The organism is Micromonospora sp. NPDC049004 (assembly GCF_040649315.1).
Classification (GTDB): Bacteria; Actinomycetota; Actinomycetes; order Mycobacteriales; family Micromonosporaceae; genus Micromonospora.
In genome coordinates, this window is sequence record NZ_JBEZFG010000001.1 from 244,437 (window position 1) to 262,947 (window position 18,511).

Sequence of the window (18,511 nt, forward strand, 5' to 3'; positions counted from 1 at the left end):
AGGGCGTTGCGCCCGCGTAACGGCCCTAAGTGTTGGCGCTAACATCGACGAGTGTCAAGTTGTTCCGGACGCCGAGGGTGGCCGGTCCCGCGGGGGCGTCGACAACAGGACGACCTCCAGGAGGCGGACCACGCTGACGAGTTGGTCCTGCCACTATGGACTCTCACGCCGCCGCACCAGAGAGTGGTGTGACCCCGGGGGAGGGAGCGCGCCGCGATGCGGTCCGAGGCTGGCGAGCAAACCTGGTTGGCTGCGTCCGATGGCTGATGAGCGTCGGTTCCGGTCGCTGCAGGACGCGGCCCGATTCATGGAAACCGAGATCGACCGACCAGTGGCGGTGCGGGAAACCGACCTCGGCAGCGGCCTCATGTTGCGCACCAGCCCGTTGAGCTTCGCTGACGGTGGCTTTGCCAACGTCTACGACCTGAGTTGGACACCGAGTGCTACGACGGCAGCGGTGCGTTTCACGCCTCGCCCCACCACCGCCGTCGACGCGGCGCGGCACGCCCCGGCAACCTCCACCGCCGCCTTCTTCACCCTGCTCGACGAGGCGTCCGGCCTGCCCGTACAAACAAGCCTGAACCTCGCCGTCGAGCAGGGTCGAATCCTCAGCATGCCGGTGGTCGATCGCGAGGCCCTCATTTCTCGGGCTGGGGTGCTGTCAACGTGCAATCTCGCCGCCGCCGGCACGGTCATGATCAATGGGGCCGAGCTGACGTGGACCGGCAGCCTCACCGGGCGACAGGCCGAGTGCTATGCCTTCGGCAACGGCAACATGGTGATCACGCGCCGAAACGACCCGACGAAGGGCAGCGTGCGAGTCTTGGATGAGGCGTCACGCCTAACGCCCGCCCTGGGCCGTGCCGCCGACTGGGTCGATGTCGGATTCATCTCGACCGGTGGACGCGGATTTCGGTCCACGGGCGTGGCCGCGTCCGGCGCCTTGGACATCTTCGCCTACGACCTCGTGATGAGGTGTCCGACTCGGCACATCGACCTTCGCGGTGACAACCTGCTGGAAGTTCGCAGCATCGGCGAGCTGCACGCCGAGACGTTTCCTGACTCTGCCGCAACCGTGGGGCCATCATTGGACGTCGCCGACTTCGCAGCGCATCCCATCAACACGGACCGATCGCTCGATGTCGTACCGCCGTTCGCGCCCAGCCGGAGGGCCCGGATGGCGGTCTTCGAGGACCGCGTGGGCCGAACCCACCTACGGCTGTTCGACGGCCGTCCGGGCTCCCCTGTCTTCCAGGGCGCTACCCCGCAGGAAGCACGAGACTCCATCGCGGCTGACTCGGGCTTCCGCTGGGGCTGCTTCATCGACGGGGGCCAAACGGCCAAGATGTGGGCAGCCGTGGACGGGGAGCTCACCAGTTTTGGCAACCGGCACTACCTTCGCTGGCCGAAGGCTGCCGAGAGCGACTTTGTCTGGGTGCCCGACAGCGGCCGGCCCATCTCCAGCATCATCACCTTTCAGCCCCGCAGCGAGACGCAGCGGACCAACACGCCGGCAAGATTGGCTGCCCTCGCATTTCCGCCCCAGCGATCCACGCCACAGGCCACATCAGGGCGGGGCGGTGATAGCCGATCGTCCAGGCCGGGGCACACCCAAGGTCCGGACCCTAACCTCGGCAGGCGCCGGTAGAGACCCGACATCAGCAGCCATTGGCCGATGACTCAGATCAGCGGCTGCTGATAGCTACGGGACAGTGACAGCAGGTCCGGCTCACCGAACTTCTTCACCAACGCCGCGAACCGGGCCACCTTGTCCTCACCGAACCGCCGCAGACCAGCAACGTAGGAGGAGCTGGTCACGAACGTGGGCGGCGTCGTCTTGCTGTGGAACTTGTCGGCGTACGTCACCAACTGCTCTTCCGCCGTATCGGCCAGGTAGTCACCCACCGGTAGCGGCAGGCGCTGCTGCAGCACGTCCTCACGGGTGAGCCCGACGCCGGTGTGGTGAGAGCAGAACCTGCCGATCAGTTCGGGAAGTCCGGCATCGCGCAGGAGCGCATGCCCCAGCACCCCATGACGGATGTAGTTCTCGTGATCGAGCTGCCCCGTCGCATCGTAGAGGCGGTAGACACCGATGTCGTGCAGCAGACTTCCCGCCCGCACCAGATCGACGTTCAGGGGCCAAGGGTGCCTTTCGAGGAGTTGCTCAGCCACGGCGCAAATGATCTGGCAGTGCGTGTAGACCAGATCGAAGGCTTCCTCGTTCGGCGCGTACCGCTCGTGCAGTGCCCGGATCTGCTGGTCTGTCGGCACCACCAGTGCGTGATCGACCGTCACGCGCCCACACCTGCATCACAGGGGCGCCACCAGTAGCCAGCAGCGCCGTTCGAGCCAAGATTGCGGTAGGCGCCGTCCTGATCATCCGAGCTCGCCTCCATCCGCGTGAGGTCAAGCCATCGCGCCTGGTGAAGCGTCCGCAGAAGAGACCCGGAAGTGTGCGGATCGATCCACCAGACCTGACCAGGCCCGGCCACGCGTGGCTGGTCTCGGTCCCCGAGCGGCCGGTAGAACGAGGTCACCAACACCAGGGGTACGACGCCGCCCCACACCTCGACGCGCGGCGCCGGCGCGTCCTGCCGCGCCAGCAGAACTTGCCGCTGCTCGTCCGTGCTCTGGTCGAAGAGTTCACCGGCATTGAGCAGCGTCTGCACCATAGTCCGGGCCCGGAGCGCCAGCGCGAGTCGCGCCTGCATCCGCGCGGGTCCAGGCGTGATGTCCCGGTATCCCTCAACGATCAGGCCAAGGGCTTCCTCCGCGTTGGAGGCGCATATCCTCCACCCGTCGTACAACACCTCGACCGGATACGAGGGATCGCCCGGCATCGAACTAACAACCCGTACGGCCACACGCTCTCCTGACAGCCATTGTTGACAGCACTGGCCGGCGTCCCACTCTAGCGATAGTCCGCAGCGCTGGCGGCCCCCGCGGGCCCGAGCCAGGACGGACCACCGTTCGCCCAGGTTGCGCGCCACAGTCGCGGCGTTCGCAGTTCGGTCACGGGCAACGGGGAAGGAGCCCTCCCCACCGGGCACAAGCCGGTTACGGCGCCGGAGCAGCCGGTCGGCACAGCATGGGAGCCTGCGCTCAGATGGCACGTTTCGCGGTCGCCGAACGGGTAATCAGGCGTGCCGGCGCGGCCGGCGGATGACCACTGTCACGGAGCAAGGGAGCGCGTGTCATGCCCGATCCGGAGCCCACCATCGTCCTCGTGCACGGCGCGTTCGCCGAGTCGGCGAGCTGGAACGGTGTGATCGAGCGGCTGGGCGCCGCGTACAACGTGGTGGCCGCCGCGAACCCGCTGCGCAGCGTCGCGGGCGACGCCGCGTACGTGCGGGACGTGGCACACGGGATCGGCGGCCCGGTAGTCCTCGTCGGCCACTCGTACGGCGGCATGGTGATCACGCAGGCCGCGGCGGGCGACACCTCGGTGCGGGCCCTCGTGTACGTCAACGCCTTCGCCCCGGACACCGGCGAATCGGCGCTGGCGCTGTCCGGGAAGTTCCCCGGCAGCACGCTCGCCGACACCCTGGTGCAGTACCCGCTGTCGACCGGCGGCAACGAGGTGGCGATCGGCCAGGACGCCTATCACGCGCAGTTCGCCGCGGACTCGTCGGACGACGTCGCCGCGCTGATGGCCCGTACCCAGCGCCCGATCACCGAGCAGGCCCTGAGCGACGGACTCACCGGCGAGCCCGCCTGGCGGTCCCTGCCCAGCTGGTTCGTGTTCGGCGACGCCGACATGAACATCCCGGCCGCCGTGCACCGGTTCATGGCCGAGCGGGCCGCCCCGCGCGGCCAGCGCGAGATCGTCGGTGGCTCGCACGCGATGGCGGTGGCCCGGCCGAGTGAGGTCGCCGAGTCGATCATCGAGGCGGTCCGGGCCACCTGAGGGGCCGGTACGACGCGACGGGTCACGTCGTAGCCTGGCGATCATGGGGGACTGGGCGATGCGGCAGGCGTCGGCAGCGGACGTCGAGGCCGTGGCCGAGCTGCGGTCCGTGGTGCTGCGGGCGGATCTGGAACGGCTCGGGCGCTACGACGAGCAGCGGGTGCGGCAACGCCTGCGGGACGGCTTCGCGCCCGCGCACACCTGGGTGATCGAGGTGGGCGGCGCCTTCGCCGGTTGCGTGTCGCTGCGCCCGGCCGACGACGTGCGCTGGCTGGAGCACTTCTACCTTGCTCCCCACGTACAGGGCGGCGGCATCGGCGCGGCAGTGCTGCGCGGACTGCTCGAACGGTGTGACCGTGACGGCGTCCGGGTCCGGTTGAACGTGCTGCGGGGCAGCCCGGCCCGGCGGCTGTACGAGCGGCACGGATTCACCGTCGAGACCGAGGACCCGGTGGACGTGTTCATGGTGCGCGAGCCGACCCGCGCCCGCCGTGCCGACTGATCAACCGGTCGTCTCCCGGTAGGCCGCGGACGCCTGGCGGCGTCGCGGTGGCCAGGCGGCTATGGTGCCCGGGTGGTGATCGAGGGGTGGCACGGCTGGGTCGGCTCGTTCACCGGCGTGGTGCTCCTCACGGTGGCCGCACTGCCGTTGGCCGCGCTGGCGGTGTGGGCGCTGGCCCGCCGTCGACGTGCGAACGGCGCCCCGCGGGCGTGGCGGACGTCGTTGGCAGAGGTCGGCATCGTGTACGGGACGCTGCCGTGGGTCTGGATGATCATGTTGCCGGGCTCCCGGGCGGGTGCTGTTCCCGGGCGGCTGAGCCTGGTGCCGCTCCGTGACCTGTTCACCATCTTCTCCGACGGAGGGCTGCTGACGCTGACGGGTCAGGTCGTCGGCAACCTGCTGGTGTTCGCGGCGTTGGGATTCTTCGCGCCGCTGCGGTTCGCGGCACTGGCGTCCGTACCACGGATCCTGGTGCTCGCCGCGGGCTGCTCGGTCCTGGTCGAGGCCGCGCAGTACGTCCTGCGGTTGGACCGGGTGACGTCCGTGGACGACGTCCTGCTCAACGCCGCCGGCGCTGGGCTGGCCGCGCTGGCGTCGCGCCGCTGGTGGCGCGGCAGGGCCGACACGGTGTCGGATCGGCCGCGATCGGTCACGGCATCACCACGCTGACCCCGCGGTACCGGGCACCGGCCTCAGGAATCGGCGGCGGTTGAACCAGGCGCCGGCGCCGCATGATGTCCGGGGCGGTCGGTCTTCTCGCCGTGCACGGCCGCGTACTCGGTCGCGAGCCACGGCCCGAGGTCGTCGATGAGCTCGTGCAGGACGGCCGGGTCCGGCGACGGTGCGCGACCCACGACGGCAGCCCTGCGCATCTGCCCGGCACGTTGGGGATAGTAGGACCCGAACGCGCCGGCGGACTCCGTGAGGTCACTGGTCCAGCCGCCCCAGCGAGGCATGACCAGCGTGAATCCGGTCCGGACGACGCGACGGGCGACGAGCCGGCTCAGGACCTTGCGTTGGTCGTCGGTCTCCGCCTCGGCGGCCTGGCGGCGCCAGGGCGCCAGCGCGAGTGACAGGTCGCCGTTGGTCTCGCGGGCGAGCAACGGGGTGGGCCGGTAACGGGGGAGTTGGTCGGCGAGGTCGTCGCCCAGCAGGGAAGTGCACAGGCAGGCGACGAAGAAGCCGAGGTCGTGGCGCTCCAGCTCGCTGAGCAGGGTGCGTGTGCTGAACAGCAGGATGCCCGCGCCGTCGATCTGGGCGAAGGACTCGTCGAGGGCCTGCTCGATCCGCTCCGCATGCCGTCGGTCCGCGTCGGTCGGCTCCGCGTGCAGCGCGAGCAGCAGGTCGAGATCGGAGATCCCGGGTCTGGCGGTGCCGCGCGGGATGCTGCCGTAGAGGTAGGCGCTGTGCAGTCGACCGTCGCCGAAGGAGTCGACGATCCGCGCGCGTGCCGCAGCGACGACGTCGACGAACGCCGCCGGGACCTGCCCCAGCGAGCCCTCGCGCGCGATGGTTCCGTCGATGTCCAGGCCCCGTGCGGTCACCGGAGCACTCTGCCGGAGCCGGCCGCCTGAACCAAGCGCATTACCGCTTCACGAACCGCTGCCGCCGATCGTCTCCCGGTACGCCGCGGCGATCCCGGCCAGGCCGCGGCCCAGCTCGGGGCCGCGTACCCCGGCGTAGCCGACGACCAGCGCCGGCGGCCGGACGTCCGTGCGGAGGGCGTAGAAGCGGCCGCCGCGCACCAGCACCGACCGGCGGCGGGCCGCCTGCACCAACGCCTCCTCGGCGCACCGCGCCGGCAGCACCAGGTACGCCTGGAGCCCGCCGTTCGGACCGAGGACTGTGACGTCGGGCAGGTGGCGGGAGACGAACTGCTGGACCGTCTGACGGCGTTTCCGCACGTCGGCGCCGAGTCGGCGCAGATGCCTGTCGAACGCGCCGGTGTCGATCAGCCGGGCGAGGGCGAGTTGCTCCAGCCCGGAGCAGCCGATGTCCCAGCCGGCGCGGATCCGCTCGACGCGTGTGGTCAGGTCGGGCGGGGTGGCCAGCCAGCCGAGGCGCAGTGCCGGGGCGAGGACCTTGCTGGCGCTGCCGGCGTAGATCACCCGGTCCGGTGCCAGGCTCTGCAGCGCCGGCATCCGCTGCGCCGGGGCGACCAGGGCGGCGTCGAAGTCGTCCTCGATGAGGTAGCCGTCCACCTCCTGCGCCCAGGCGACCAGGTGCGCCCGGCGTTGCGCGCTGAGCGTGGCCCCGGTCGGGAACTGGCTGGCCGGGGTGACGAGCGCGGCGCGGACCCCGCTCGCGGCCAGCGCGTCGACCCGGATGCCGTCGCCGTCCACCGGGATGCCCACCGGACACAGTCCGGCCTCGGCGATGAACTCCCACTCGCCCGGGTGCCCGGGATCCTCCACCCCGATCGTGTCGTGGCCCCGGTCGCGCAGCTCGCGGCAGAGCAGCGCGAGGCCCTGCGCGAAGCCTGAGGTGATCATGAGGTGTTCGGGTCGGGTGCGGACGCCGCGTACCCGGCCCAGGTAGCCGGCGAGGGTGTGCCGGACGACGGGCAGGCCGGACGGTGGGGCGTACCCCAGCTCGCGGCGGCCGGCCGAGGTGATAACCGCGCTGACCGCCCGGATCCAGTCCTGGCGGGGGAAGGTGGAGTCGTGCAGCCCGCCGGTGCGCAGGTCGTGGACCGCAGCCGCGGGCGCGCGGTCGTCCGGGGTGAGCGCCGAGCCGACGTCGGCACGTGCCGCCGCCACGGACGTGCCCGAGCCGTGCTGGGAGACGAGGTACCCCTCGGCGCAGAGCTGTTCGTACGCCTCGACGACCACACTGCGGGACACCCCGAGATCGGCGGCGAGTTGCCGGCTCGACGGCACGCGCGTGCCGGGACGCAGTGTGCCCTCCTCGATCTGCGTACGAAATGCGTTACGGAGCTGCACCGCCAGCGTTTCACGTGATTGGGCGTCTATTGACAGGCTTAGATTCAGTGACAAGTGGTCCGCTCCGAGATCGCCGAAGTGGTATGGACAGCGTGATCCGTGCCTGTGGAAAGTGTTGGCCGGGCGCGCAACCGCTCACTGACCGGCGAATCAGGGCGTACGTTCCGAGAATGTCCAATGCGGACGCCTTCGTCGCCGGTGTCGGAGTGGTCGTGCGAGTCCTTTCGTCTGGGGGGAAGGGTCCGACCTGCCGTGTCATCGGCGGGGTCAGCGCCAACGGTGGCGCGGAAATCGGGCTGTTCAGAGGGGGTTCCGCAAGTGTCCCTATTGTCAACCGAACTCGCCACGTGGCCCATCCGGTCGCATTCGATGGCGGTGGCGCATACACCATTGACCAACTCAATTCCCGTAGAGGTGACATCTGTCACACTGCCGTCGATCGATCCATTGTCGCTCTATACGGCACTCGCGGAAAGTTGCGCTGACAACGATCTGTATCTCTTCGAAAGCCTGGACGGTCCGGCGCAGGACCGGTGTGCGGCGGCCGTCGGCTGGGGCCTTCTCGCCGAGGTGCGGTTCATCGCCGACCGGCTGGAGGTGACCGCCGAGGGTGCGCTCGGCGACGCCCTGGCCGCCGTGCTGACCGCCGTGCTGGGCGAGCCGGTCCGGCGCCTCGCCGCCCAGCGGATCTGGCCGGTCGCCGGGCCGAGCGAGGTGTGGGCCGCCGTCCGGGCCGTGCAGCGGGCGTTCGCGGTCCGCACCACAGTCCCCGTCGACAGCTTCGCCTTCGGTTTCCTCACCACCCTGGCGTACGAGGCCGCGCGGGACATGGACGAACTCTCCGTCGACCGGGTCGTCGACGACATCCCACGCTGCACACTCGCGCTGTTCCGGCACACCGTCTGGTGGGACCTGCGCGCCGGCACGGTGCGCCAGCTCTCCGCCTCCGGCCCGCACCTGCCGCGGGACGACGCCGCCGCCCGGCTGCCGGACCTTCCCGGGCCGGCCGACGGCCACCTGGACGTGCCGGCCGCCCCGCCGCCGAGCCTGGTGCGGGACACCGTCGACGAGGAGACGTTCGCCGCCCGGGTGAAGCAGTGCCTGCGCCACATCGAGGTGGGGGACAGCTACCAGATCCAGATCGGCCACCGCATCGACGTGGAGACCACGCTCACGCCGCTGGAGGTCTACCGACGGCTGCGCCACCGCAACCCGTCGCCGTACATGTACCTGACCCCGTGGGCCGGCCAGACCGTCATCGGCGCGAGCCCGGAGCTGTTCCTGCGCATCGAACAGGGCCGGCTGTCGATGCGCCCGATCGCCGGCACCGCGCCCCGGGCCACCGACCCCCAGGCCGACCGCCGACGGGTGGCCGAACTGGCGGCCAGCGAGAAGGAACGGGCCGAGCACGTCATGCTTGTCGACCTGTGCCGCAACGACATCGGCCGGGTCTGTGTGCCCGGCACGCTCAGCGTCGACTCCATGTTCGACGTCGAGCCGTTCGCGTACGTGCACCACCTGGTCTCCACCGTCTCCGGCCAGCTCGCCGACGACGCCGACGTGTGGGCGGCGATCTGCGCCACCTTTCCGGCGGGCACCATGACCGGTGCGCCGAAGCTGCGGGCGATGGAGATCATCGACGGCCTGGAGGACGAGCCCCGGGGCGTCTACGCGGGCGCCGTCGGCCTGGTGGACGTCCGCGGGTACGCCGTGCTCGCGCTCTGCATCCGCACCGCCGTGCACGACGGCCGGCGCTACCGCACCCAGGCGTCCGCCGGAGTGGTGGCCGACTCCACACCCGGCGACGAGTGGCGCGAGACGCTGGCCAAGATGAACGCCACCTTCTGGGCCCTGACCGGTGCGGAGCTGCTGTCGTGAAGGTCCTGCTCGTCGACGCGTACGACAGTTTCACCCACATCATCGACCAGTACCTGCGGACGCTCGGCGCGCGGACCGTCGTGGTCCGCTCCCGGACGCGGACCAGCGACCAGCTCGCGGCCCTGCGACCGGACGCGGTGGTGCTCGGCCCCGGGCCGGGTCATCCCGCCGAGTCCGGGCACGTGGAGCTGGTGCACGCCTTCGCCGGCCAGGTCCCGTTGCTCGGCGTCTGCCTCGGACATCAGGCGATCGGCCTCGCGTACGGGGGGACCGTCGCGGTCGCCCGGCACCTGATGCACGGCAAGACCAGCGTCGTCACGCACGACGGTCGAGGGGTCTTCGACGGCGCACCCGCCCCGCTCACCGTGACCCGCTACCACTCGCTCATCGTCGCGGACCCGGCGCCACTGGCCCTGCACGTGACCGCGCGGTCGTCCGACGACGGCTACGTGATGGGGGTACGACACCGGGCCCTGGCGGTCGAGGGGGTGCAGTTCCACCCGGAGAGCGTGCTCACCGAGGACGGGCTGCGCCTGTTCGACAACTTCCTGCGCAGCGCGTCGCCGGCGCTGACGGCGGGATCGTCATGACCGACCGGTCGGCACCCCTCGCCGTGGTCACCGGGGCGGCCGGCGGCATCGGCCGGGCCGTGACGGCGGCCCTGACCGCATCCGGGCACCGCGTGCTCGGCGTCGACGTCGACCCGGGCGGCGACCCGGCGGCGTACGCCTCGCTGGTCGCCGACGTGGCAGTGCCCGAACAGGTCGAGCGGCTCTTCGCGGACATCCGCGAGCGGTACGGCCTGCCCGAGGTGCTGGTGAACAACGCCGGGGTCTACCACGCCCGCGACTTTCTCGACTACGACCCGAAGACGTACGCGCAGGTGTTCGACGTCAACGTGGGCGCCGCGTTCTTCTGCACGCAGGCGTTCGCCCGCGCCCTGATCAGCGCCGGCCGGCCGGGCACGGTGGTCAACGTCGCCTCGATCAGCGGGCAGTCCGGCAGCCCGGACGCCGCGTACGGGGCGTCGAAGGGCGCCTGCATCGCGCTCACCCACAGCCTCGGCCGGTCGCTCGCCGAGCACCGCATCCGGGTCAACGCGGTGGCTCCCGGCCTGGTCGAGACCCCGATGGCCGCCCGGATTCCGGCGCAGCGTCAGGACGACTACCGGGCCCGGATCCCCGTCGGCCGGTTCGGCACACCGGCCGAGATCGCCGCGGCCGTCGCCTGGCTCGCCGACCCGGCCAGCAGCTACGTCACCGCCACTGTGGTGGACGTCAACGGCGGCCTGCACTGAGTCGCGTCACCGCCCGAGCGCCGATCGCACCGCAGCCGGCGCACCCCTGGAGAGGATCCCGACCATGTGGCTTCCGACCACTGGACCGGCGGCCGACTTCGCCGTCGACTACCTGGCCCTGCACAAGGCCTTCTACGACCGCACCCTCGACCCGGCCGACCTGGACGCGTGGCGGGAACGCCAACTGCGCACGGTCCTGGACCAGGTGACGACCGGGTCGCCGTTCTACGCCCGGCACCTGGCCGACGTGGACCTCGCCACGATCACCCCGGCGACCCTCGACCGGCTGCCCTTCACGACGAAGACGCACCTGCGCGAGGAGATGCTCGACGTGCTCAGCCGACCGCTGGCCGACGGGGTCTTCTTCTACGAGACGACAGGCACGACGGGCCGCGCGACACCGTGCCCCCGCGACGGTCGGGAGGTGGTGGCCAGCAACGCCCACGTCACCGAGTCCTGGGCGTCGATCTTCCGCCACCACTTCGGCGACCACCCGCCGCGGATCGGGCTGATGGGCCCGACCGAGGTGCACTCCTTCGGCGACACCCTCGGTGACATCGCCCGCAACGTCGGCTCGCTCAACGCGAAGATCTGGCCGTACTCGCCGGTGATCGGGTTCGCCAAGGCGTTGCAGCTCATGAAGGACCTGGAGCTGGAGGTCGTCTGCTGCACGCCGGGTGTGGCCATGATGCTCGCCAAGGCGGCCGAGCACTACGGCTACCGGCTGCGCGAGGACTTCGCCGTCAAGCTGCTCTTCGTCACCGGCGAGATGTGCACCCCGGCGCTGGCCCGAAACCTGGAATCCGTCTGGGGCGCGAACGTCTACAACATCCTGTACGGCTCGCAGGAGGCGTTCGTCATCGCCACCGCCTGCCGCAACAAGCGGATGCACCTCTCCCAGACCAACTACCTCATCGAGGTGGTGGACCCGGAGACGGGCGCGTCGCACGGCCCGCGCGGCAGCGGGGAACTCACCGTCACCATGCTGATCGACGGGGTGAAGCCGCTGGTCCGCTACCGCACCGGCGACGCGGTGATCGTCGAGGCGTCCGACTGTGACTGCGAGATGGCCGGCGACCTCGTGCAGATCGTCGGGCGGACGCTGGACCGCATCGAGCTGGGCGGTCGACGCTTCACCGCCGGCCAGGTCGAGACGGCCGTGTTGACCGGGGTCACCGGCTCCGGCGGCTACCAGGTGGTGATCGACCACGACCCGGCGGCCGGGGGCGACCGGCTGACCGTCCGCCTGGAACTGCTCAAGGAACTCGTCGACGACCCCGCCGGGGTGGCCGACGGCGTCCGGGAGCGGGCCGCCGCCGCGCTCGGCGTACCCGTCGAGGTGGAGCTGACCGACGGGCTCGACCCGATCGTCAGCACCGGCGCCTTCGTGAGCTGGAAGGCCGCCCGGATCGTCGACCGGCGGGTCGAGGCCGACCACGAGACCCAGGTGGCGCAGCGGATGGCGGGCAACCGTGGCTACACCACCTGAGACAGTCGCCGACGAGCGGGTGCCGGCGCTGCCCGGGCCGCTCGCCGAGGCGTACGGGCGGCGCTGGCACAGCGTGGTGGACGGCTGGGCGAGCCGGCCCGGCACCACGCTGGCCACGCTCGGCCCGCCCGGGACGTCCAGCCACCTGACCGCGGTGTTCCTCGCCGAGCGGCACGGGCTGCGCGTCGAGCTGTCCGACACCTTCGACGCGGTGCTCGCGGCGCTGGTGGACCGGCGGGTCGACCAGGCCCTCGTGCCGAGCGCCTATCAGGGCCTCACCCGCTTTCACTGGCACCGGGACCTGCGGCTGGAGGCCTATTTCGCCCAGGCCACCCCGGAGTACGGCATCGCGGCCCAGCCGGACCGCGACCCGGACGCCTCCGGGGGTCAGCTCGCCGTGGCCGCCCTCTGGGAGGTCCGGCGGATCTTCACCGACCTAGCGCCACCGGCCCTGCGGGACCGGTCGGTGCGGTGGGTCGACGCCGACTCCACCCAGCACGCCGCCGAGATCCTCGCCGCCGGCGGCGCCGACCTCGCGGTGACCAACGCGCCCGGGGTCGAGCGCCACGGCCTGCGGTGGGTGGCCCGCCGCCCGGGCGCCGAGATCGTGTGGACCCTGTTCGGCCGCCGCTGAGACCAGACACCGAGAGAACCGGAGAGACGCCTCGTGTCCCGACGAATGCTGCTGCACTGCGCCACAGTCCAGGAGGGACTGGGGGTGCCCTCCCGGCCGCGCCACAGCGTGCTGCTCGACGGCGAGCGCATCGTGGCCGTGCTACCCGAGGCGCAGGCGCCCCTGCACGACCCGGGCGTCGACGTCCTGGACCTCGACGGTCGGACGGTCATGCCGGGCATGACGCTCGGCCACACCCACATCGCGTACCTGAACGTGCTCGACGGTCGGGAGATGCTGTTCAAGTACAGCATCCCGGAGGTGACCCTCGGGGCCGCCGCCAACGCGGCGGCGATGCTGCGCCTCGGCTACACCGCCTTCGTCGGCGCCGGCTCGGTGGCCGGCATCGACATGGCGCTGCGCCGGGCGATCGACGCCGGCCGGCTGCCCGGTCCGCGCATCACCCCGTGCAGCCGGGACCTGATGGTGTCCGGTCCGCCGGAGCGCCGCAACCCGGCGGTCAAGCAACGCATCCCGAGCGACCTCATGCGGCTGGCCGACACCCCGCAAGAGCTGATCGAGTACGTCGACACCGAGGTCAAGCAGGGCGCGGAGATCATCAAGGTCTTCTCCACCGGCGACGACACGTTCCCCAACGGCCGCTCCCACGAGCTGCTGTTCACCGCCGAGGAGCTGGTGATCGCGGCGCGGGCGGCGCACGAGCGGGGGGTCCGCATCCGGGCCCACTCGCGCGGGCTGGGCGGCATCCGCAACGCCATCGCCGCCGGGGTCGACGTGATCGACCACGCCACCTACGCCGACGACGCGGCCCTGGAGGCGATCGCCGAGCGGGGCATCTTCGTGGTGCCGAGCCTGCACCAGCCGTACCGGCTGCTCACCGACGGCACCCGGCACGGCAAGACCCCGGAGTACCTGGAGACCCTGGAATTCCAGGCCGAGGTGGAGAACACCCTGCGCATCCTGCCGCTGATGGTGCAGATGGGGATCCCGATCGTGGCCGGCGACGACTTCGGCTTCGCCTGGACCCCGCACGGCCGGTACGCCGAGGAGCTGGAGACCTACGTGAGCATGGCCGGCATTCCCGCGCCGGTGGTGCTGACCTGGGCCACGGCCAACGGCGCGCGGCTGGCCGGTCGGGGCGACGAGGCGGGCACGGTGCAGCCGGGCCGGCTGGCCGACCTGGTGGTCACCGACGGCGACCCGGCCGAGGACATCACGGTGCTGGGCCGGCCGGAGGCGATCGAGCTGGTGCTGCTGGGCGGCCGGGTGGTCGCCGGGGACGCCACCCGCTACCGCGCCGGGCAGCCGGCGGGAGTCGCGTGATGCGGCGGTCCGTTCCTGTCGTCCCGCTGCTCGCCGTCGGGGCGTTCGCCATCGGCACCGACACCTTCGTCGTCGCCGGGGTGCTCCCCGAGGTGGCCCGCACGCTGCGGGTGAGCGTCGCCTCGGCCGGGTGGGTGAGCACGGTCTTCGCCCTCGCGTACGCCGTCGCCGCCCCGGTGCTCGGCGCGCTGGCCGGCCGGCTGGAACGGCGTACCGTGCTGGTGATCTCGCTGGTCGGGTTCACAGTGGGCAACGTCGCCTCGGCGCTCGCCCCCGACCTGCCGTTGCTGCTGCTGGCCCGGGTCCTCACGGCGGTCAGCGCCGCGCTCTACGTCCCCGCCGCCACCGCCTCGGCGGCCGCGCTGGCCCCGCCCGAGCGGCGCGGCCGGGCCATGGCCGTGGTCCTCGGCGGCCTCTCCGCGGCCACCGTGGTCGGGGTGCCGTTCGGCACCTGGCTCGCCGCCGACCTGCAGTGGCGGGCCACCTTCTGGCTGCTCGCCGCCCTCGGCGCCGCCTGCGCGGTGGCGGTGCTGGTCGGCCTGCCTCAGCTGGCGCTGCCGCCCGGCCCGTCGCTGGCGGCCCGGCTCGCCCCGGCCCGCGAGAGCCGCGTCGGGTTGGCGGTGCTCACCACCGCGCTCTTCATGACCGGCGGCTACCTCGCCCTGACGTACGTCGGGGCGCTGCTCGCGCCGGCCACCGACAGCGACGGGACGCTGCTCGCGGTGCTGCTGCTCGTCTTCGGTGTGCCGGCGGTCGCCGGGACGGTGCTCGGCGGGCGGGCCACCGACCGCTTCGGTGGCCTGCCGGTGCTGGTGGTCTCGATCACCGGGCTCGCCCTGGTGCTGGTCACGCTGCCGCTGACCCGGCAGGCGCTGCTTCCGGCCGCGCTGGCCATGGCGGCCTGGGGCGTCACCGCGATGGCCACGCAGCCGGCCCAGCAGCACCGGCTCTTCACGATCGCGCCGACCTCCGGGCCGCTGCTGCTGTCCCTCAACTCCTCGGCGACGTTCGTGGGCATCGCCCTCGGCGGCTTCCTCGGCAACCGGCTGTTGCGCCACGGCGGCGAGGACGCCCTCGACCTGCTCGGGCCGGTCGGCGCCGCGCTCTGCGTCCTGGCGGTGGGCACCACGCTGCTCGGCGCGCGGGCCCGTGCCGGCCGTCGCGACGACCAGCCACCGACCGCCGGATTGGCCACACCGGATCACCCCGGATTGGCCACACCGAGTGGTCACAGCGCTGCGTACGGTCGGACCGACAATCGGACCCGAACCTCACGAGGATCACGATGACCCAGCTCAGCGACGGTGCGGACACCCTCACCGTCCGCATCGACGACCGGGTGCTGACCGCAGTGCCGGACTACGTCCTCGGCGTGCTCGCCCTGCCGGCGGTCGAGGTCGCCCCGGCGCCTCCCCGCGTGTCGGCGCTGCTGACCGCCGCCGAGGACGCGCTGCACGCGGCCGACCTGGACAAGGCGGGGGTGGCCGAGTTGCCGGGCATCGCCGCGTGGCGGGAGGCGTACCGGACGGTGGGGGTGAACCCGAACCGGTTCCCCTGCGCCGCCGAGTCGATCGCCCGACGGGTCGCCAAGGGCGACCGACTGCCGCGGATCAACGCCCTGGTCGACCTCTGCAACGCCGTCTCGCTCGGCGCGGCGCTGCCGGTGGCCTCGTGCGCGGTCGACGGCATCACCGACCTCGTCGTCCGACCGGCCGACGGCACCGAGACCTTCCTGCCGCTCGGGGTGCCCGACGCTCCGGAGCGACCCGAGCCGGGCGAGGTCGTCTACGCCGACGGCGACGGGCGGGCCCACTCCCGGCGGTGGAACTGGCGGCAGGGACACCTGGTCCGCACCGACCTCGGCCGGCACCGGCTGCTGCTCACCGTCGAGTCGGCCCACCCCGGCGGCCGGGCGGAGGTGGTGGACGCGCTGGCCCGGCTGGCCGCCGCCCTCGACGAGGAGTCCGACGCCCCGCGACAGGAGGCGGTGCTCGACGTGGGGACGACAAGCGCCGTCCTGCGTACCGCCGGGCCGCTCAGCCCCGCCGGCAACCACCAGGGGAGCCGTCCGTGAACCGCGCGATCCTGGTGATCTACCGGCCGGCGGCCGGCCGGTACGCGGCCCAGTTCCGCAGCGTTGTCGCCGCCGCCGCCGAGCTGGGCGTGACCACAGTGGTGCTGCTGCCGACCGGGCAGCCCGCCCCGGAAGCCGCCGGCCTGCCCTGCTACCACGCCGACCTCGACGACACCGCTGCCGTCCGCTCGGTAGTCGCGACGATCGTCGCCACGCATCAGGTGCGACGCATCTTCCCGCTCTTCGAGGGTGACGTGCTGACCGCCGCGTACTGCAGGCGCGACAACGGCATCGACGGCCTCGACCCGGAGGAGGCCCTGACCTTCCGGGACAAGAACGTGATGCACCGCCGGGCCACCGAGCTGGGCGTGCCGGTGGCCCGCTCGTGTCGCCCCGAGACGGTGGGGGCGGTCGCCGAGTTCGCCGCCGAGGTGGGCTGGCCGGTGGTGATCAAGCCGTACGCCGGCTGGGCCTGCGGCGACACCCACCGGGTGGACTCCACCGAGGACCTGGCCCGGGTGTGGCCGCTGGTCGCCGACGACCGGCACGACTACCGGGTGGAGGAGTACGTCCGGGGCGCCGAGTACCACGTCGACTCGCTGCTGCGCGACGGCGAGGTGGTCTTCGAGCAGCTCTCCCGCTACACGTACTCGGTCCTGGAGTTCCGCGACGAGCCCGGCGGCACGGTCTCCCGCAAGCACGGTCTGACCCCGGCGGAGCGGCGCATCCTGGCCGCCAGCGCCACAGTGCTGCGCGGCTTCGGGATGCGTACCGGCGTGGCGCACGTGGAGTTCTTCCTCCGCGACGACGGCGAGGTCGTCTTCGGCGAGGCGGCCGCCCGGGCCGGCGGCGGCTCGATCGTCCCCGCCATCCAGGCCGGTCGGGGGATCAACCTGGCGGGGGAGTGGTGCCGCCTGGAACTGGACCCGGAGCACGTGCCGGCGGCGACCCTCGGCCCGGAGATCGGCACCGAATACCTGTGCTCCGACAGGTACGGCCGGATCACGGCGATCACCACTGCCGACGAGCTGCGGGCGCTGGACGCCGTGCGCGACGCGGACGTGTGGAAGGCGGTCGGGGACGTGCTCGCCGAGCCGACCGCCTCCAACGACGTGCTCGGCTGGTACGTCTGCGAGGGGCGTGACTTCGACGACGTCCGCGCTCGGTTCAAGGTCATCCGGGACTCCTTCGAGGTGCGCACCGAGCCGGTGGGGGAGCCGTCATGTGGCTGACCCGGTTCCGGGCCCTGCCGCGCCCGCTGCGGATGCTTGTCTACGCCTCCTTCATCAACCGGGCCGGCATGTTCGTGTTCCCGCTGCTCGCGGTCTACCTCGTGCAGAGCCGGCACCTGAGCACCGGCGAGGCGGGCGTGCTGATCTCCGTCGGCAGCACCGGCCTGCTCGCCGGCAGCCTGCTCAGCGGCCCGGTCTGCGCCCGGGCCGGCCGACGCGCCGCGCTGGTGTCGAGTCTGCTGCTCAACGCGGCCGGTTACCTGGGTCTCGCCCTGGTCGACGGTCCCACCTGGACGTACGCGGTGCTGCTCTTCGTCGCGCTGGTCGGGATGGGCATGTTCTCCCCGGCGGCGAACACGCTGATCGCCGACCTGACCGAGCCCGGTGAGCGGCCCTTCGCGTACACGGTGAGCTACCTCGCCAACAACCTCGGCATGGGCGTCGGCCCGCTGCTCGGCGGGTTCGCGGCGGCCTTCTCCTACCAGCTGATGTTCGCCGGGAACATCCTGCTCGGGCTGCTCGCGGCGACCACCATCTGGCTCTTCGTGCCGGCGGACACCCGACGTGCCGCTACGTCGTCGTCGGCCGCGAGCACCGGCCGGGCCGGGCTGCTGCGCGACATCGACGTGGCGGTGCTGGTGCTCGTCTCGTTCTGCTACGTCGCGCCGCTGATCGGCCTGGAATACACGCTGCCCCTCGCGGTCACCACGGTGCTGCACTCGTCGGTGGCGCTGGTCGGGGCGGTCTACACCATCAACAGCGTCGTCGTGGTCAGCGCCAGCCTGCTGATCGAGAAGCGGATCAAGGCGTACTCGACCCGGGTCCTGCTGATCGTGGCGGGCCTGCTCTGGTCGACCGGGATGGCCGTCCTGGTGTTCGCGTTCTCACTGCCCGCCGTGCTGCTCTCCACAGTGGTCTGGACCCTCGGCGAGATCATCGCGTCGGTGGTGGTGCCCACCTACATCGCCGACCACGTGGCGGAGCACCGGGTCAGCGGCTTCATGGCCCTGAACGCCTTCGTGCTCAGCTCCGCCCGGCTGGTCGTGCCGATGGGTCTTGGCTTCATCTGGCAGACCCAGGGCCACCATCCCGTTCTCCTGCTGCTCCTGCTGACCCCGGTGGTCGGCATGGTCGCGTTCGCAGTGCTGCGGATCCGACCGGCCGTCCGGCCCGTGCCGGTACTCGCCGAACCGGCCACCGCCAGTCCCTGACACCCCACCCCGCATCGGAAGA

18 protein-coding genes are annotated in these 18,511 nt (G+C 71.8%); 14 read left to right on the forward strand and 4 right to left on the reverse strand.

Annotated elements, in window-relative coordinates; translation table 11 throughout:
* Positions 1-259 precede the first annotated feature (259 nt).
* Positions 260-1,648, forward strand: a complete 1,389-nt coding sequence (locus tag AB0B97_RS01000; protein ID WP_357489558.1) for a hypothetical protein — start codon at positions 260-262, stop codon at positions 1,646-1,648.
* Positions 1,649-1,680: 32 nt separating this feature from the next.
* Here AB0B97_RS01000 and AB0B97_RS01005 read toward each other — a convergent pair whose 3' ends face one another.
* Both AB0B97_RS01005 and AB0B97_RS01010 read right to left on the reverse strand, forming a co-directional pair.
* Complete coding sequence (locus AB0B97_RS01005; protein ID WP_357489560.1) at positions 1,681-2,295, reverse strand: HD domain-containing protein; 615 nt, start codon at positions 2,293-2,295, stop codon at positions 1,681-1,683.
* Positions 2,292-2,864, reverse strand: a complete 573-nt coding sequence (locus tag AB0B97_RS01010) for a hypothetical protein (RefSeq protein WP_357489562.1) — start codon at positions 2,862-2,864, stop codon at positions 2,292-2,294. Before AB0B97_RS01010 ends, AB0B97_RS01005 begins: the two co-directional genes overlap by 4 nt.
* 332 nt (positions 2,865-3,196) lie before the next feature.
* On the opposite strand from AB0B97_RS01010, the gene AB0B97_RS01015 reads away from it, so the two are divergent.
* From AB0B97_RS01015 to AB0B97_RS01025, 3 genes are all read left to right on the forward strand, one after another.
* Entirely contained in the window at positions 3,197-3,907 is a 711-nt protein-coding gene (locus AB0B97_RS01015) for an alpha/beta hydrolase (RefSeq protein ID WP_234581777.1), read from the forward strand.
* Positions 3,908-3,950: 43 nt separating this feature from the next.
* Positions 3,951-4,409, forward strand: coding sequence for a GNAT family N-acetyltransferase (locus tag AB0B97_RS01020; protein WP_357489564.1), 459 nt, complete (start codon positions 3,951-3,953; stop codon positions 4,407-4,409).
* Positions 4,410-4,481: 72 nt separating this feature from the next.
* On the forward strand, positions 4,482-5,078 hold the full coding sequence (locus AB0B97_RS01025; RefSeq protein WP_357489566.1) for a VanZ family protein: 597 nt from the start codon (positions 4,482-4,484) through the stop codon (positions 5,076-5,078).
* A 23-nt stretch (positions 5,079-5,101) separates the two neighbouring features.
* Here the strand turns inward: AB0B97_RS01025 and AB0B97_RS01030 are convergent, their stop codons facing one another.
* Together AB0B97_RS01030 and AB0B97_RS01035 are read right to left on the reverse strand one after the other, a co-directional pair.
* Positions 5,102-5,953, reverse strand: coding sequence for a nucleotidyltransferase domain-containing protein (locus tag AB0B97_RS01030; protein ID WP_357489568.1), 852 nt, complete (start codon positions 5,951-5,953; stop codon positions 5,102-5,104).
* Between the two features lie 48 nt (positions 5,954-6,001).
* The gene (locus AB0B97_RS01035; RefSeq protein WP_357489570.1) at positions 6,002-7,351 is read right to left on the reverse strand and encodes a PLP-dependent aminotransferase family protein; all 1,350 of its coding nucleotides are present in this window, start codon (positions 7,349-7,351) and stop codon (positions 6,002-6,004) included.
* 414 nt (positions 7,352-7,765) lie between these two features.
* Here AB0B97_RS01035 and AB0B97_RS01040 point away from each other — a divergent pair, with 414 nt between their 5' ends.
* From AB0B97_RS01040 to AB0B97_RS01085, 10 genes are all read left to right on the forward strand, one after another.
* The gene (locus AB0B97_RS01040; RefSeq protein ID WP_357489572.1) at positions 7,766-9,229 is read left to right on the forward strand and encodes an anthranilate synthase component I family protein; all 1,464 of its coding nucleotides are present in this window, start codon (positions 7,766-7,768) and stop codon (positions 9,227-9,229) included.
* A complete protein-coding gene (locus AB0B97_RS01045; RefSeq protein ID WP_357489574.1) occupies positions 9,226-9,819 on the forward strand; it encodes an aminodeoxychorismate/anthranilate synthase component II in 594 nt (197 codons plus the stop codon). Before AB0B97_RS01040 ends, AB0B97_RS01045 begins: the two co-directional genes overlap by 4 nt.
* Positions 9,816-10,526, forward strand: a complete 711-nt coding sequence (locus AB0B97_RS01050) for an SDR family oxidoreductase (protein WP_357489576.1) — start codon at positions 9,816-9,818, stop codon at positions 10,524-10,526. The genes AB0B97_RS01045 and AB0B97_RS01050 overlap by 4 nt, the downstream gene beginning before the upstream one ends.
* Before the next feature lie 64 nt (positions 10,527-10,590).
* Complete coding sequence (locus AB0B97_RS01055; protein ID WP_357489578.1) at positions 10,591-12,015, forward strand: AMP-binding protein; 1,425 nt, start codon at positions 10,591-10,593, stop codon at positions 12,013-12,015.
* The gene (locus AB0B97_RS01060; protein WP_357489580.1) at positions 11,999-12,649 is read left to right on the forward strand and encodes a prephenate dehydratase; all 651 of its coding nucleotides are present in this window, start codon (positions 11,999-12,001) and stop codon (positions 12,647-12,649) included. Before AB0B97_RS01055 ends, AB0B97_RS01060 begins: the two co-directional genes overlap by 17 nt.
* Positions 12,650-12,682: 33 nt before the next feature.
* Complete coding sequence (locus tag AB0B97_RS01065; protein ID WP_357489582.1) at positions 12,683-13,972, forward strand: amidohydrolase family protein; 1,290 nt, start codon at positions 12,683-12,685, stop codon at positions 13,970-13,972.
* Positions 13,972-15,261, forward strand: coding sequence for an MFS transporter (locus AB0B97_RS01070; RefSeq protein ID WP_357489584.1), 1,290 nt, complete (start codon positions 13,972-13,974; stop codon positions 15,259-15,261). The genes AB0B97_RS01065 and AB0B97_RS01070 overlap by 1 nt, the downstream gene beginning before the upstream one ends.
* Positions 15,258-16,046 (forward strand): phenylalanine--tRNA ligase beta subunit-related protein, encoded by a 789-nt coding sequence (locus tag AB0B97_RS01075; protein WP_357489585.1) that lies wholly within the window; start codon positions 15,258-15,260, stop codon positions 16,044-16,046. Before AB0B97_RS01070 ends, AB0B97_RS01075 begins: the two co-directional genes overlap by 4 nt.
* Entirely contained in the window at positions 16,043-17,278 is a 1,236-nt protein-coding gene (locus tag AB0B97_RS01080) for an ATP-grasp domain-containing protein (protein ID WP_357489586.1), read from the forward strand. The genes AB0B97_RS01075 and AB0B97_RS01080 overlap by 4 nt, the downstream gene beginning before the upstream one ends.
* On the forward strand, positions 17,269-18,489 hold the full coding sequence (locus AB0B97_RS01085; protein ID WP_357489588.1) for an MFS transporter: 1,221 nt from the start codon (positions 17,269-17,271) through the stop codon (positions 18,487-18,489). The genes AB0B97_RS01080 and AB0B97_RS01085 overlap by 10 nt, the downstream gene beginning before the upstream one ends.
* Positions 18,490-18,511 lie beyond the last annotated feature (22 nt).

What these genes read in the sequence shown, in the direction of transcription:
- AB0B97_RS01000 (WP_357489558.1), top strand. Translation starts at nt 260, where the DNA reads ATGGCTGATGAGCGTCGGTTCCGGTCGCTGCAGGACGCGGCCCGATTC.
- AB0B97_RS01015 (WP_234581777.1), top strand. Translation starts at nt 3,197, where the DNA reads ATGCCCGATCCGGAGCCCACCATCGTCCTCGTGCACGGCGCGTTCGCC.
- AB0B97_RS01020 (WP_357489564.1), top strand. Translation starts at nt 3,951, where the DNA reads ATGGGGGACTGGGCGATGCGGCAGGCGTCGGCAGCGGACGTCGAGGCC.
- AB0B97_RS01050 (WP_357489576.1), top strand. Translation starts at nt 9,816, where the DNA reads ATGACCGACCGGTCGGCACCCCTCGCCGTGGTCACCGGGGCGGCCGGC.
- AB0B97_RS01055 (WP_357489578.1), top strand. Translation starts at nt 10,591, where the DNA reads ATGTGGCTTCCGACCACTGGACCGGCGGCCGACTTCGCCGTCGACTAC.
- AB0B97_RS01070 (WP_357489584.1), top strand. Translation starts at nt 13,972, where the DNA reads ATGCGGCGGTCCGTTCCTGTCGTCCCGCTGCTCGCCGTCGGGGCGTTC.
- AB0B97_RS01075 (WP_357489585.1), top strand. Translation starts at nt 15,258, where the DNA reads ATGACCCAGCTCAGCGACGGTGCGGACACCCTCACCGTCCGCATCGAC.
- AB0B97_RS01085 (WP_357489588.1), top strand. Translation starts at nt 17,269, where the DNA reads ATGTGGCTGACCCGGTTCCGGGCCCTGCCGCGCCCGCTGCGGATGCTT.